The sequence below is a fragment of the Pseudonocardia sp. T1-2H genome, assembly GCF_038039215.1.
In the GTDB taxonomy this organism is placed as follows: Bacteria; Actinomycetota; Actinomycetes; order Mycobacteriales; family Pseudonocardiaceae; genus Pseudonocardia.
The window spans coordinates 1,850,029-1,863,039 of sequence record NZ_JBBPCL010000001.1 but is presented as its reverse complement, the minus strand read 5'-3'; the positions used below and the strand labels follow the sequence as shown (position 1 = coordinate 1,863,039).

Here is a 13,011-nt window from a genome sequence, read left to right as displayed (position 1 = left end):
CCTGATCAGATCAGAGGTCCCCTCACCCAAGCGATCTGCGGACCCCTGCCGGACTCGGTTTAGACAGACGTCGGTGCGACCGCCAAGCGAGCCAAGGGCTCGGCCTAATCGTATCCCTCCGAGCCTGATGACGGCTCTTAGAATGCCCACGTACACGCGGAGGCGCGTCCGCGACTTCGTCTACCAGCTCAGGCAAGAACCGCACACACATCCGTTGTATTGCCCGTGATGGTCGCGATTGTGTTGTTCTCCGTGAATGTTACGCGACCCTTATTCACAATTAGGAAGGCTGGCCCAAGTCCGGCAGACGCTGGCTGCAGGACCAACGCGGGACCAGTGAGCGTCCCGTTTTTGAACGTCGGGCCCGAGACATTGAAGGTCTGCTTTTTCCCTGTGGCGTCATTGGTTATCGTTGCCGTCAACGTGCCAGTGCTGAAGACAGCCCCTGGACCAGAGTGAAGCTTCGTGGCGTCATTCACGACGATCTTAACCGGGAAGGCGCACAGCTCACCGCTAGGAAAAGTAAGCGTAGTCGTTTCGCCCCTAGGGGGCGGTGCGGCGGCGGCCGCCGTTGGCATAAGCGTCGGCAGGAGAGCCGCGGTCGCAGCGACTGCTCCTGTCTGAACCCATCTCATGATCGATGCCACGAAGTACCTCCTGCGTAAGATCCGGGTGCTCATTCCAGTTGCCTCGTGAACTCGCTCCTGCTCGCGCGGTCGTTACCTGCCGATGGCGCAGATTCAAGATCTGTTATAGCGGCTAAGTTGGTGACCGAGCCGGCGCCATGAGATCGCACGCTCGTACCGCTCAGCCTTTCTAGTGGTCTGTCACGCAGCTTTGGCCGGGTAACTTGTCCAGCTCCGGATCGGTGAGTTGACGGCGAAGTTGACCTTCGGTTGGGCTCGGGCGTTGCGCCAGCGGACGTAGGAGCCGATCGCGGCGTTCTGCTCCTCGTGCGTGCGGTGGTCGGTGCCGCCCCGGGCGAAGTAGCGCAGCGCGGCGAACTCGGCCTCGATCCAGTTCAACCACGAGCCGTAGGTCGGTAAGAACACCAACTCGACCGCGTTCGCGGCGCACCACAAGCGGACCCGGGCGTGGCGGTGTGGGGAGAAGTTGTCGCAGACCACGTAGAGCTTCTCGCCGAGCCAGTGGGCGCGCAGGACCTTGAGCGGGTCGAGGAACTCGATCCAGCGTTTGCGGTCTTCGATCCGATAGAACAGCTTGCCGGTGGTCAGGTCGAGTGCGGCGAGCATGTGCATCACCCCGGCCGTGCGGGTGTAGGTGGCCCGCTGCCGGCGCGGCCGACGCTGGGGCCGCCAGGCTTTGCCCGTGCGGGGCTGCAGGTTCAGCCGTCCGAACTCGTCCACGCAGACCACCCGGCTATCGGTCGGTGGGTGGTCGTAGAGGTCCAGGACCCGGCGGCGCCACCCCGATAGCGGAACGGCAGGCGGGGCGACCGCGGGGGACCTAACTCCCCCTTGGCCGCCCCTTGATCCAGACCTCCGTGAGAGGGGAACTGGACCCACCTCCAGCATGGCCCCATTACCGGGAACTGGGGCCTGATGCGTTCCGTATTCGCCCGGCGGTCCGTTGATGCCGCTCGACACTGTTCGCAGGCTACGACCGTCGCCGGCCACGTGGACAGCCTTCGTGGTGGTGGTGGTCCGCTGCGGCTCAGCGCGGCCGGCAGGACGAGGTGTCGTGGCGAGGTGTCGTACTGCGGCGGACGGGTACTTGGACGGGGTCTCGCGCGGTGTGGCTGTCAGCAGCGCGTCGTGCGGTCGTTGTTCGTCCGCTCCCCGGTCGCAGGCCGACCGTGGGGTCGGCCGGGCACGGCTGGGGCCCGGCGAGAGGTCGGGCTCCAGTTCGCCCGGTCGCCGGGCCGAGTTCGTCGTCGAGGCCGGGGACCGCGACCGGGGGCCGGCGCGGGAGCCTGGGCCATCGCGCGCCCTTGTTCGCGGCAGACAGTTGGAGGACGGGTGCTGCTCAGCGGATGAGTCGGACGGTCAGGGCGAGATCGTCGAGGGGGAGCTGGGCCAGGCGGTGTCGGCGGTGACCGCGGTACAGCCCACGCGCTCGGCGAGGGCCAGGCAGCACCGGTCCCCGAGGGACAGGCCCGCGTTGCGCGTGCGGTCGCGGAGCCGGGCGGCGGTGACCGCGTCGGCCGCGGTGAGCGGCTCGACCCGGACCCCGAGCAGGCGCAGCCGGCGGGTGGCCCGGTCGGCGTCGACGCCGTGCTGGTGCAGCTTCTGCCAGGTCTCCGACCAGTTCGCCGCGGACATCACCGCGGCGCCGAGCAGCGGGTCGACCACGGCGGCGCCGGGCTCGCCGCGCAGCCAGGCCAGCACCGCGGAGGTGTCGAGCACGACCGGGGCCGGCGCCGCGGGCGCAGTCACGACCGGTCCTCGCGGGCGGCCTCGGCGCGGCGGTCGGCGATCAGCTCGTCGACCACCGAGCCCTCCCCGGTCCAGGAGTCGGCGATCTCGCGGCGGATCCGCTGGGCGAGCCGCTCCCGGGTCTCCAGCACGACCCGGCCGTCCTCGACGTAGACCACCAGCGGGGTGCCGGCCTCGATCCCGGCCTCCCGGCGGATCTGCGCCGGGATCGTCACCCGGCCCTGCTGGTTGACCACCAGGTCGGCACTCAGCCTATTCGGCTCCGGTTCCGTCACGACTCGACCATGCTGGGCATGGTGCCGGACACTGCGGCACCGCACGGGGCGGCGCCGCACGGGGTGCGGCGGCGCGGCCGGGGCGGGTCCGCCCCGCCCCGCTATTACCCGGGATAATGCAGGGAATCCCGGGTAATAGCCGGTAGGGTCGCCCGCGTTCCCGACCCCGATTTCGGCTCCGCGGACTACGAGCTGCGCTGGCCCCGCGACCTGCTCGCGCGCGAGCTCGCCGCGCTCCGCCGGACCCGGCCGACCGGCGCGCGAGTCTCCACCGAGGACGAGCGGATCGTGTTCCTGCTCGACGAGGCCTTCCTCGGGCAGACCCCGTCCGACGACTACCGCCAGGCGACCAAGACCCGGCGGGCCTTCGGGGACCCGTGGGGCACCGAACCCGATCCCTTTGCCGTCCAGGAGCTCGACGGCGAGGGCTACCTTGACGCCCTCCTCGAGCGTCTGCCCGATCTGCGCGAGCATCATGAGCCGCGGCCGTACTGGCCCGACCGCCAGCGGGCCCGCCGCGCCCAGGACGCACCGGGGGACGAGACTTCGGTGCGTCGGCGCTTCGCGCGACTGATCGAGGAGCTGCGCGAGGGTGGGCTCTTCGGCCGCGAGCTGCCCCCGGAGTGCGTCGACGCCGAGTCGGTCGACGAGGCCGATGTGCTGGAGGCCCGGCTCGGGCTCCCGGGGCTCTGGCCCCTGCAGCCGGAGAACTGGGACGAGGACACCTTCTACGGGCTGATCGAGGTCTTCCACGACCTCGCGGTCCGCCCCCGCGAGCGCGACTTCCACAGCTACGACGGCTGCGGGTGGCACTACAGCGTCTTCAACACCGACACCGGGCGCGCGCTCTACCGCTGGCGGATCAACCGGCTCCTCGAGCGGGCCGGCGTCGGACTCCGGCTGGCCGGATCCGGAGCGGACGTCGGTCGACTGGTGCTGGTCACCGACGAGGCCCGCAGCGATCTGGTCGAGCGGGCCCTCGCCTCGCCGGACTCCAACGTCGCCGACGAGGTCCGGCACGCCATCTCGTTGTTCCGCCGACGCGAGGCCACGACGCACGACAAGCGCTCGGCCGTCGTCGCGCTGCACCGGGTCCTGGAAGGCCGCAAGCGGCTGCTGAAGACCGCCTTGTTCACCGCGGACGAGGACGCGCTCGCCCACATCGCGAACCGCTTCGACCTGCGCCACGCCGACGACAAGCAGCACACCGACTACGACCCGGCCTTCCGCGACTGGGTGTTCTGGTGGTACCTGGCCACGATTGAGCTCACCGACCGGCTTCTCGCCCGCCAGGCCTCCGAGGAATCGGCATGACCATCGAGCCGAGCGGCGGCCCGCCTGTCCCAGGCCTCCACGCCGACCCGCTCGAGCTTGCCACGGAGCTCCCGCTTTCCGAGGACGAGGCCGCCTACGTCGAGGCCGCCCGCGCCCCGAACACCCTGCGCGGCTACCGCAGCGACTGGGCCGAGTTCACCGCCTGGTGCACCCGGCTGCCCCGCGACCCGCTGCCCGCGGCCGCCGACACCATCTCGGCCTACCTGACCGAGCTGGCCCGGGCCGGGGCGAAGGTCGGCACGATGAGCCGTCGGCTGTCCTCGATCCGGTTCGCCCACCAGCTGCACGACCTGCCGGACCCGACCACCGGCGCCCGGGTGGTCGCGGTCTGGGAGGGCATCCGCCGCACCCACGGCGCCCCGCCCGACCAGGCCGCCCCGCTGATGCCGCCGGCGCTGTTCGACGTGCTCGACCACTGCCCGCAGACCAAGGTCTGGAAGACCCGCCCGCCCGAACCCGACCTGGCCGGCCTCCGGGACCGGGCACTGCTGCTGGTCGGGTTCTTCGCCGCGCTGCGCCGCTCCGAGCTCGCGAACCTGCGGGTCGAGGAGATCAGCGCGCACGACCGCGGGCTGGTCCTCACCCTGCCGCGGTCGAAGACGAACCAGCGCGGCGAGGAGCACGAGCTCGTCGTGCTCCCCCGCGCCGGGCGCCGGGCGCACTGCCCGGTCACCGCGGTGCAGACCTGGCTGGACGCCGCCGGCATCGCCGACGGGCCGGTGTTCCGCAAGATCAGCCGGGGCAACCGGGTCCTGGACCGCGCCCTGCACCCCGAGTCGATCAACGACCTGGTCCAGGCGGCCGTCGCGCGGGCCGGGCTGCCGGGCGGCCCGTTCTCCGCGCACTCGCTGCGCGCCGGGTTCGTCACCTACGCCCACCTGCGCGGCGCGTCGGACCGCGCGATCGCCCACCAGACCCGACACCGCTCCCTGGCCACCCTCGGCGCCTACGTCCGGCTCGAGACGGCCTGGCAGGACAACGCGGCCACCCAGCTCGGGCTGTAGCGCCCAACCCGAAGGCGGCTCGGGAGTTCATCGCCCTGCTGGGACGCCGCCGCGCTGCGGACGGCGGGCTCCTGATGGGGCGCCGTCCGGTGCTGGAGTGGCGGATGGTGCTTGCCGTCCGCGAGGGGCGAGCGGTCGTCCTTGCCGGTTAGGGGCGCTGACACCAACCCGCACGACCTGCACTCGTATGACGTCGCTGAACGGGTCCTGGGACGCCTCCAACCCGTTCCGTCGACCGGCCGTCCGAGATCGCTGCGAGTTTGTTCCAGACGACCCCTGCGCGGGCCCCCAAGAAAGGCGACTAGCGGCGCTGGCCCCCAGCTAGGGTTCGGCGTCCCACCGGCCGAGGTGCTCGACGTGGTTCGGCATCGGGTGGGTCTCGGGGTGCCTCACGAGGTCGTGATCGAAATCGGGGCGAGGAACGGATGCGCCCAACTCATGTCCGCCATGCACCGCCAACCAGCACTAGCTCAGGGGATCCATCGGCCCCTCGGCGGGCGGGACTTCCGGTGTGTTCGGCCATGGCCATCGGCCGCTGTCTCGCCGCCCGGCCGCGGGCCAGGATCGGTGCCAGCCAGCCGGGGAGGCCCTGTCATGAAGCGCCAGTATCTGCGGTTCTACGTCCGGGCCGCGCCGCTCCTGATGGTCGGGGCGCTGGCTGTCGGTGTGCCGGTCTGGAGTCCGCTGGTGCTTGCCGGCGTGCTGGCCCGCCCGCTGATGATGATCTTCACGATGACGGGCATGCGTGGTGGGGCGGGCGCGAGGACCGCCGCGATGCACCCGGGCGCTCCACGAGGGACCGCGACTCACGGCGCGGCAGGCCGTAAGCACGGCCGGCGGTCACCGCGGCTCTCTGCCGAACAGAAGAGAGGTCCGACATGATGTGGTGGTATGGCCCCGGGATGGGCGGTTGGGGTTACGGCCTGATGAGCGTCAGCATGGTGCTGTTCTGGGGCCTGATCATTTTCGGGGTGATCGCCCTGGTCCGGTACCTGGGGCGCAGCGACCGGTCAACGGCCGCCCGGCCCACCCCGGAACAGGTGCTGGCCGAGCGGTTCGCCCGTGGCGAGATCGACGAGCAGGAGTACCACCAGCGCCTCGACGCGCTGCGGGGCCGCTCCCGACCGTATGTCGAGCCCTGAAGCTCGTCTGATCCGGGGCCGCGGGCCAACGCCTGATTCTGGGCGGCACAGGGCCCGCTGCGGGGCCGGCAGGCTTGGCACGCTGCCCTACCCCGGGTCCTCGGGTCCTGTTTAACCCCGGGTGCACCGGTCCCATCGACGAATCCGTCCCTACCGCTTGCGATGGCCTGGTCGGCCGCAGTTGTGGGGCGCTGTTGGGTCGTCTGGCTCACCCGGTGGTAGCCCGCCTGGCGCGGCTACCCGGCGGTCTTCCGGGTAACCACGACGATCGAGAGGAAGGACCGCATGGACTACGCCCGTAGCATCACCGTCGACCTGCCCTACGGGGAGGTGGTCGGAGCGGTCAAGCAGGCCCTGCAGGCCCAAGGCTTCGGCACTCTCACCGAGATCGACGTGCAGGCCACGATGAAGAACAAGCTGGGACAGGAGATGGAGCCCTACGTCATCTTGGGCGCCTGCAACCCCCAACTCGCCCGCCAGGCGCTGGAGGTCGAACGGGAGATCGGACTGCTCCTGCCCTGCAACGTCGTCGTGCGCGCCACCGGTGACGCAACCACGCTGGTGCAGGCCCTCGACCCGCAGATCATGGTCACCGTGCCCGGGCGCGCCGAGCTGCAGCCGGTCGCCGACGAGGCCGCACGCCGCCTGCAGGCCGCACTCGACGAGCTGGGGCAGGCGCCGCGGTGAGCGCCGCGCCCGGCCCGCATCGAGCCCACCACCCCGCAGTGGGCCCGCGCCGGGGACAGCAGCGGGCCTGACGGAGGTGGGCGGGGTGCTGGGTGGGGCGATGATGGGATGGCTCTGGATCTGGCCGGCGCTCGTGCTGATCGGGCTGGGGCTGCTCGGCTACGTCGGCGTGCGGACCTTCCAGGGCCGTACGCGGACACCCGCTGGGTCCGTCTCGGCTCGGCGGAGCCTGGACGAGCGCTTCGCGCGCGGGGAGATCGACGAGCAGGAGTATCGCCGCCGCCGGGACGGGCTGTCGTGAGTCCGGCTCCGATCAGCCGCCGCCGTGCGCTGGGGCTTGCCGGGCTGGGTGTGGCCAGCATCGCGGCCGGGACGGCCGGCTGGCTGGCCACCGCGCAGAACCCGGGCGGCCCCTTCCATGCCGGGGCCAGCGGTGAGGCGCTGCGCGAACCGCAGATCCTGGACGCCCGCGCCGGGCGCCTCGCGGTGGCGCTGACCGCCGCCGCAGGCGCGCGCCTCGCCGGGCGGGATACCTCGGCGCTGGGCTACAACGGCACCTCGCCGGGGCCGACGCTGCGCGTGCGCCCAGGTGACGACCTCGCCGTCCGGGTGACCAACCGGCTCGACCAGCCGACCAACCTGCACACCCACGACCTGCAGATCTCGCCGCTGGGCAACTCCGACAACCCGTTCCTGCGGATCGATCCCGGCGCCTCGTTCGACTACCTGTTCCGGATTCCACCGGACCATCCGGCCGGCACCCACTGGTATCACCCGCATCACCACGGCACGGTGGCCGACCAGGTCTTCGGCGGGCTGGCCGGGGCGCTGCTGGTCGACCGCGGCCCGGAGCTGCCCGTCACCGCCGACCGGGTCCTGGTCGTCACCGACACCACCCTCGACGCCGACGGCCGGATCGCCGCGGCCGGGCCGATGGACCGGATGATGGGCAGGCAGGGCGAGCTGGTGCTGGTCAACGGCCAACACCAGCCCACCATCGCCGCCAGCACCGGATCGATGGAGCGGTGGCGGATCATCAACGGCTGCACCTCCCGGGTCCTGGCGCTGCGGCTGCCCGGCCAGCCACTGGCCCAAGTCGCGCTCGACGGCGCGTTCCTGCCCGCCCCCGCCAGCACGGACCGCCTCGTGCTCGCCCCCGGCAACCGCACCGACCTGCTCATCCGGCCGGACACGGCCGGGCGTTTCCAGCTCACCACCGACGGCTACGACCGCGGCAGCACCGCAGGAATGACAGGAATGGGCCGAAGGGGCCAGACCGCCACCAGCCCGGCTTCCACCCTGGCCACCCTCACCGTCGACGGGCCACCCCGGCAGCCGCCGCCGCTACCGGCCTCGCTGCCGGCCCCGACACCGAACACGGCACCGATCACCACCCGCCGGCGGATCACCTTCGCCATGGGCATGGGCACCGGCGGGGGTATGGGCCCGGGCGGGATGGGCTTCACCATCGACGGCCGCACCTTCGACCCCCGACGCGACGACCAGACCGTGCAGTTCGGCAGGACCGAGGAATGGACCATCACCAACCTCAGCCCGCTGGCCCATCCGTTCCACCTGCACGTCTGGCCGTTCACCGTGGTCGCCGACAGCATCGGCACCCCACCGACCGGCACCCACCAGGGCGTCGTGCTCGTCCCGGCGCAGGGCTGGGTGCGGCTGCGGATCCCGTTCACCGCCAATCCCGGGCGCAGCGTCTACCACTGCCACATCCTCGACCACGAAGACGCCGGCATGATGAGCACGATCAACGTCCGCGCATAGCTCGGCTTCGGTGCGGGGCTGCGGCCGCAGACGTTGCAGCGCGCACCTACTGCTCGGTGACCGTGGCGCCGTCGTGCACTCGGGTGCCCGCCCCGCTGGCGGCGGTGGGCGAGATGCCGGCGGGTTGGTGGCCTCGCTGCCGCCCGGCCGCGCGGGCCGATCCCGAGGGGCTGAGCGGGCCGGAGACCGGGGGTGGGTTCGGCGAGGGGCCGGACCCACCCCCGGGGTGTTCAGATGGTCGTCAGGAGCTGCTGCATCTGGGTGATCTCGGCCCGCTGCGCGTCGATGATCTTCTGGGCGAGTGCCTTGGCGTCGGGGTTCTGGCCGTCGCGGAGTTCGGTCTGGGACATGTCGACGGCGCCGGTGTGGTGCTGGATCATCATCTGCAGGAACATCCGGTCGAAGGCAGTCCCGGTGGCAGCGCTGAGCTGCTGCATCTGCTGATCCGACATCATCCCCGGCATCCCCGACGTTCCGGACGCACCAGGCGTGGCGCTGGTGCTGCCGCCGTTCATGCCATTCATCCCGGTCGTGCCGCTGGTGCCGGCGGAGCTGGTCGGCTGGGCCGGCAAGCCCCAGCTCTGCAGCATGGCCTGCATCTGGGCGATCTCCGGGCCCTGGGCCTGGGAGATCTGCGTGGCCAGCTGCTTGACCTGTGGTGAGGTGGCGCGCTGCTCGGCGAACTGCGACATCGCGATGGCCTGGGCGTGGTGCGGGATCATGGCTTGGACGAAGGCCACGTCGGCGGCGTTGTGCACCGTGCTCGCCGCCGGGGCCGCCGCGGTCGTGGTCGGCGTGGCGTTCGGGGCCGCCGGGCTCGCGGGGTTGCCGCAGCCGGCGAGGACAACGGCCGAGAGCGCGGCCACGAGCATGCCGATGCCTACGCGACCCGGTCCCGCCGCGGCACCGGACCCGACCCGAGCGCATCGCACGGGATCAGCGCCGTCGCAGCGCGGTCCGCCGGGGCGGTGGCCGGGGACCAATGAGCTGGTCAGCCGCCGGGGACGCCAGGTGGACCTCACCACTGGCGAACGCATGGGAGGGTCCCAAGGGCGCGCCCTGGGCGGGTCTCGTCAGTGCCCGTGCCCGGAGTGGTCGGGACCGCCGCCCATCATCCGTAGCATGGGCAGTCCGCCGGTCCGGATGAACCGGTAGACCAGGACTGCGGCCAGGGCGAGGAAGACGATGTTGAGCCAGGTGGTGTAGTTCCAGACGACCCCGTCCTGCCCGGTGTTCGCGTGCCGAGGACCGGTCGGGACCAGCCCGAGCGGGGTGAACACCAGCTCGATGATGTACCCGGCGGCGACCATGGCCACGTAGAAGGTGCCGAACAGAAACAGCGCCATCCGGCCGCCGTAGTACTTCCGGTAGATCAGCAGGATCGGAATGATGATCAGGTCGGCGAAGATGAAGGAGATAACCCCGCCGAAGCTGATGCCGCCGTTCCACAGCACCGCGGCGAGCGGCACGTTCCCGATCGAGCAGACGAAGGTCACCACCGCGACGAGCGGACCGATGATCGGTCCCCAGATCTTCGCGGCGAGGGGGTGGTCTGTGAGGAACAGGTGCTGCCAGAAGCTGTCCGGGATCCAGGCGCCGGCGGCGCCGGCGATGAGCAGCCCGATCACCACGTCGCGCAGGACCGCCGCCCACTCCATGACGAAGTTGTTGGCCACCGCGGTAAATCCGGCCGGGCTGGCCAGGCGCCGCCAGAAGCTGCCCGTACCGCCGACGCTCATGTCCATAGCGGCGTGGCCCTCCATCGACCCGGCCAGGCCGCGCTCGGCCTGCCGGCGCGCCTCGTCGAGCAACCGCCGGGTCAACAACCGCCGGAACAGCAACGCAATCACAATGATCATCACCGGTCCGCCGACGAACTCGGCCAGGGTGAACTGCCAGCCCAGCAGCAGCGCGAGGATCAGCCCGAGCTCGATGACCAGATTGGTGGAGGCGATCTCGAACGCCATCGCCGCGGTGAAGTTGGCGCCCTTGCGGAACAGGGCTCGGGCAAGCGCGACCGCGGCGTAGGAGCAGGAACTCGAGGCCGCCCCGAGCACCGCCGCGGTGGCCAAGCTCCGCGGCCGGTCATCCGGCAGCAGCCGCGAGATCGTGGACTTGGGCACCAGCGCCTCGATCATCGCCGAGAGCGTGAACCCGAGGATCAGTGACCAGATGATCTGCCAGGTCATGCTCCCAGCCACCGCCAGGGCGTGGCCGATCCCGCTCAGCACCGCCATGACACCACCTCCCTGAACCCCCTCGCCCACCAGCCGCATACCTCTGTGGGGCCCTTCGGGTCCGGCGGCGTTGCCGAGCGCGAGTGTGAGGGTCGGGTCAAGGCAAGGATGGCTGTCGACCGGGCTTGCCTGGTCCCTCCCACCAGTGCCACGAAGCTCGCCTCCGGGCTCTCCGGCGCCATCACCTGGAGATACCCGCTAGGGGTACCGCTAAGCGCGGTGCCGCCCTGATGTCGCGGCTCACCGGACCAGACCCGGAGCCGGGGCCCGGCGATGGACCGGGTGATCGCGATGGGTCTCACCTGGAGCGGTTCGACGAGATGCTCGCCGCGGGTCGCGTCTGGGTGGACGGTGAGCCGGTGACCGACGCCATCCGGCGCCGTGGCCGACATCGATCCTCTACGGTCCCAGCTGAGGGGGAACCCTCCGCGCAGGTCGGTGCCGGCTGGCGGGGCAGGCCCAGTGACCACCCACTTCTTGGCGCAGTAGCCGCCGGTCAGGCGCCGTCGGGCAGGGGCTGGGCCCTGGTCGCCGGCGGGATGTGGGCCACGTATCGCAGCTCGCGGCCGATCAGTAGGTGGGCGCGACCACCTGCACACCGAACTGGTGCTCGAGGTTGTTCACATCCGGCGCCTTGCCGGTGACGTAGCGTGGGCTGGCCCACCCCCGCTGCTGGCCGGTGAGCTGATGGGGCTGGAGCCACCGGCCCTACCGCCTTGCCGGGCCCCCACCTTCGACCGGACTCACCGTCTAGGTAATCCGCTCTGCATTTGCTCTGGTCTGGAAGCGTGAACGGGTCTCACCGACCTGCAGCCGTCTCCTGCGCTACGCGGCGGGCGATCTGTTCGACCTGCTCGACGGTGAGCACGGGGGCATTGCGCCCGTGCACAGCGCTGTACAGCAGCCGGCGCACCAGCGCCGAGGTCGGGATCTGCTCGGCCGCGGCCCGCCGCCGCAACTCGCTGTCCAGCTCCCTGGTGATGCGCAGCGACAACGGCACATCCAGCGCCGCCGCGTTCTCGGCCGCCTCGATCTCGGCGGCCTCAGCCTCCTCGTCGGCGTACTCCTCGCGGACCGCCCGCACCTCGGCCTCGACCGCCGCATCATCGGCTCGGTCGTTGATCCCACCCTCGGTCATGATCTGCCCTGCCCCTCATAGTCCCGAAGATCCGCCCCGCTGCTCTTCCACGCCGTCACCCCGGCATGGGCTCCACCGGTCGCGATGACCGTGATGACGAACCCGGCGGTGGGCGAGTAGCCGATGATCCGGATGGCGCCGCTACGGCCCTTCGGGTCCGGATCGCGCACCATCCGCCACGGATCGGCTGCTGCGTCGAGCGTCCACTCCGGCTCGATGTTCCTCGCGCCGGGATAGCGGTCAGCCCGCCGCCGGATGTAGTCGGCGTCCGCGTCGCGTCACCACAGATCGTCCACCACGTAACACAGCGTCTCACATTGTCTGACACAGGTCGATCAGCCGCGCAGCCACCGGCCAGGCCCGCGGCGTGGACCTGGTCGTGCTCGACCAGGGCATCGATACCTCCACTGCGGTCGGCGGATGTTCTTCCAGACCCGCGGCTTGATCGCGGAGTTTTCGAACACGCCCTCATGTCCGAACGGACGATGGACGGCCTTGCCGCGGCCCGGGCCCGCGGCCGCAACGGTGAGGTGGTCCTCGACGGGCCGATTCGCATCCGCATACTCGAGAACGGCACCAACACCGGCCACCGCCTCGGGCTCACCGAGAACGTCCTGGCCCCGGCGACCACCGGGCCGCCTCAGCACATCCAACGCGAGCACGTCGAAACCTTCTTCGTGGTCTCCGGGACCGTGCGCTTCACCTCCGGCACCGGGCATGCCGACGTGCCCGCAGGAGGTCTGCTCACCGCGCCCATCGGCGTCCCGCGCACCTTCGCAAACCCCGACGCCGACGAGCCGGCCACCTTCACCCCGGACCGTTACATCGACTACTTCCGCGAGCTCAGTGCTCTACGCCCCGGACCCGACAGCCTCGACCCGGCCGTCGTCCTCGACCTCATGAGCCGTTACGCCACCGAGCCCTACCGCGGTTGACTCGGCGGCCGGCAGGCCGATGTGGTCAGGTCCGGCGGAATGCGGAATCACACTCGGGGTCAGGGACAGGTCGGGAGCCG

16 protein-coding genes are annotated in these 13,011 nt (G+C 71.0%); 8 read left to right on the top strand and 8 right to left on the bottom strand.

Translation table 11 applies throughout. From position 1 onward, the window contains the following. Positions 1 to 188: 188 nt before the first annotated feature. The 4 genes from WBK50_RS09325 to WBK50_RS09310 form a co-directional block, all read right to left on the bottom strand. A complete protein-coding gene (locus WBK50_RS09325; RefSeq protein WP_341335208.1) occupies positions 189 to 680 on the bottom strand; it encodes a hypothetical protein in 492 nt (163 codons plus the stop codon). Between the two features lie 147 nt (positions 681 to 827). Beyond that, a complete protein-coding gene (locus WBK50_RS09320) occupies positions 828 to 1,535 on the bottom strand; it encodes an IS630 family transposase (protein ID WP_445942237.1) in 708 nt (235 codons plus the stop codon). 471 nt (positions 1,536 to 2,006) lie between these two features. Then, complete coding sequence (locus WBK50_RS09315; RefSeq protein WP_341335206.1) at positions 2,007 to 2,396, bottom strand: type II toxin-antitoxin system VapC family toxin; 390 nt, start codon at positions 2,394 to 2,396, stop codon at positions 2,007 to 2,009. Next, positions 2,393 to 2,671 (bottom strand): AbrB/MazE/SpoVT family DNA-binding domain-containing protein, encoded by a 279-nt coding sequence (locus WBK50_RS09310; protein WP_341335205.1) that lies wholly within the window; start codon positions 2,669 to 2,671, stop codon positions 2,393 to 2,395. The genes WBK50_RS09315 and WBK50_RS09310 overlap by 4 nt, the downstream gene beginning before the upstream one ends. Before the next feature lie 288 nt (positions 2,672 to 2,959). Here WBK50_RS09310 and WBK50_RS09305 point away from each other — a divergent pair, with 288 nt between their 5' ends. The 7 genes from WBK50_RS09305 to WBK50_RS09275 all read left to right on the top strand — a co-directional run bounded on the left by WBK50_RS09305 (position 2,960) and on the right by WBK50_RS09275 (position 8,621). After that, on the top strand, positions 2,960 to 3,985 hold the full coding sequence (locus tag WBK50_RS09305) for a hypothetical protein (RefSeq protein ID WP_341335204.1): 1,026 nt from the start codon (positions 2,960 to 2,962) through the stop codon (positions 3,983 to 3,985). Next, the gene (locus WBK50_RS09300) at positions 3,982 to 5,010 is read left to right on the top strand and encodes a site-specific integrase (protein WP_341335203.1); all 1,029 of its coding nucleotides are present in this window, start codon (positions 3,982 to 3,984) and stop codon (positions 5,008 to 5,010) included. Before WBK50_RS09305 ends, WBK50_RS09300 begins: the two co-directional genes overlap by 4 nt. Before the next feature lie 594 nt (positions 5,011 to 5,604). Beyond that, a complete protein-coding gene (locus WBK50_RS09295; RefSeq protein ID WP_341335202.1) occupies positions 5,605 to 5,892 on the top strand; it encodes a hypothetical protein in 288 nt (95 codons plus the stop codon). 20 nt (positions 5,893 to 5,912) lie between these two features. Then, complete coding sequence (locus tag WBK50_RS09290) at positions 5,913 to 6,152, top strand: SHOCT domain-containing protein (protein ID WP_341335201.1); 240 nt, start codon at positions 5,913 to 5,915, stop codon at positions 6,150 to 6,152. A 285-nt stretch (positions 6,153 to 6,437) separates the two neighbouring features. Continuing rightward, entirely contained in the window at positions 6,438 to 6,839 is a 402-nt protein-coding gene (locus tag WBK50_RS09285) for a DUF302 domain-containing protein (RefSeq protein WP_341335200.1), read from the top strand. Between the two features lie 85 nt (positions 6,840 to 6,924). Further along, a complete protein-coding gene (locus WBK50_RS09280) occupies positions 6,925 to 7,140 on the top strand; it encodes an SHOCT domain-containing protein (protein WP_341335199.1) in 216 nt (71 codons plus the stop codon). After that, positions 7,137 to 8,621, top strand: a complete 1,485-nt coding sequence (locus WBK50_RS09275) for a multicopper oxidase family protein (protein ID WP_341335198.1) — start codon at positions 7,137 to 7,139, stop codon at positions 8,619 to 8,621. The genes WBK50_RS09280 and WBK50_RS09275 overlap by 4 nt, the downstream gene beginning before the upstream one ends. Before the next feature lie 230 nt (positions 8,622 to 8,851). Here the strand turns inward: WBK50_RS09275 and WBK50_RS09270 are convergent, their stop codons facing one another. From WBK50_RS09270 to WBK50_RS09255, 4 genes are all read right to left on the bottom strand, one after another. Then, on the bottom strand, positions 8,852 to 9,493 hold the full coding sequence (locus tag WBK50_RS09270) for a DUF305 domain-containing protein (RefSeq protein ID WP_341335197.1): 642 nt from the start codon (positions 9,491 to 9,493) through the stop codon (positions 8,852 to 8,854). 201 nt (positions 9,494 to 9,694) lie between these two features. Beyond that, entirely contained in the window at positions 9,695 to 10,858 is a 1,164-nt protein-coding gene (locus WBK50_RS09265) for a permease (RefSeq protein ID WP_341335196.1), read from the bottom strand. A 799-nt stretch (positions 10,859 to 11,657) separates the two neighbouring features. Then, a complete protein-coding gene (locus tag WBK50_RS09260) occupies positions 11,658 to 11,996 on the bottom strand; it encodes a hypothetical protein (RefSeq protein ID WP_297498454.1) in 339 nt (112 codons plus the stop codon). Further along, a complete protein-coding gene (locus WBK50_RS09255; protein ID WP_341335195.1) occupies positions 11,993 to 12,169 on the bottom strand; it encodes a hypothetical protein in 177 nt (58 codons plus the stop codon). Before WBK50_RS09255 ends, WBK50_RS09260 begins: the two co-directional genes overlap by 4 nt. 297 nt (positions 12,170 to 12,466) lie before the next feature. Here WBK50_RS09255 and WBK50_RS09250 point away from each other — a divergent pair, with 297 nt between their 5' ends. Further along, positions 12,467 to 12,931 carry a cupin domain-containing protein gene (locus WBK50_RS09250; RefSeq protein ID WP_341335194.1) on the top strand — a complete coding sequence of 155 codons (465 nt, stop codon included), beginning with the start codon at positions 12,467 to 12,469 and terminating at the stop codon, positions 12,929 to 12,931. Positions 12,932 to 13,011 lie beyond the last annotated feature (80 nt).

Excerpts from the sequence above, each read along its gene's own strand:
- WBK50_RS09325 (WP_341335208.1), bottom strand. The coding sequence starts at position 680 with ATGAGCACCCGGATCTTACGCAGGAGGTACTTCGTGGCATCGATCATG.
- WBK50_RS09320 (WP_445942237.1), bottom strand. The coding sequence starts at position 1,535 with ATGCTGGAGGTGGGTCCAGTTCCCCTCTCACGGAGGTCTGGATCAAGG.
- WBK50_RS09300 (WP_341335203.1), top strand. The coding sequence starts at position 3,982 with ATGACCATCGAGCCGAGCGGCGGCCCGCCTGTCCCAGGCCTCCACGCC.
- WBK50_RS09295 (WP_341335202.1), top strand. The coding sequence starts at position 5,605 with ATGAAGCGCCAGTATCTGCGGTTCTACGTCCGGGCCGCGCCGCTCCTG.
- WBK50_RS09290 (WP_341335201.1), top strand. The coding sequence starts at position 5,913 with ATGGGCGGTTGGGGTTACGGCCTGATGAGCGTCAGCATGGTGCTGTTC.
- WBK50_RS09285 (WP_341335200.1), top strand. The coding sequence starts at position 6,438 with ATGGACTACGCCCGTAGCATCACCGTCGACCTGCCCTACGGGGAGGTG.
- WBK50_RS09270 (WP_341335197.1), bottom strand. The coding sequence starts at position 9,493 with ATGCTCGTGGCCGCGCTCTCGGCCGTTGTCCTCGCCGGCTGCGGCAAC.
- WBK50_RS09265 (WP_341335196.1), bottom strand. The coding sequence starts at position 10,858 with ATGGCGGTGCTGAGCGGGATCGGCCACGCCCTGGCGGTGGCTGGGAGC.
- WBK50_RS09260 (WP_297498454.1), bottom strand. The coding sequence starts at position 11,996 with ATGACCGAGGGTGGGATCAACGACCGAGCCGATGATGCGGCGGTCGAG.
- WBK50_RS09255 (WP_341335195.1), bottom strand. The coding sequence starts at position 12,169 with ATGGTGCGCGATCCGGACCCGAAGGGCCGTAGCGGCGCCATCCGGATC.
- WBK50_RS09250 (WP_341335194.1), top strand. The coding sequence starts at position 12,467 with ATGTCCGAACGGACGATGGACGGCCTTGCCGCGGCCCGGGCCCGCGGC.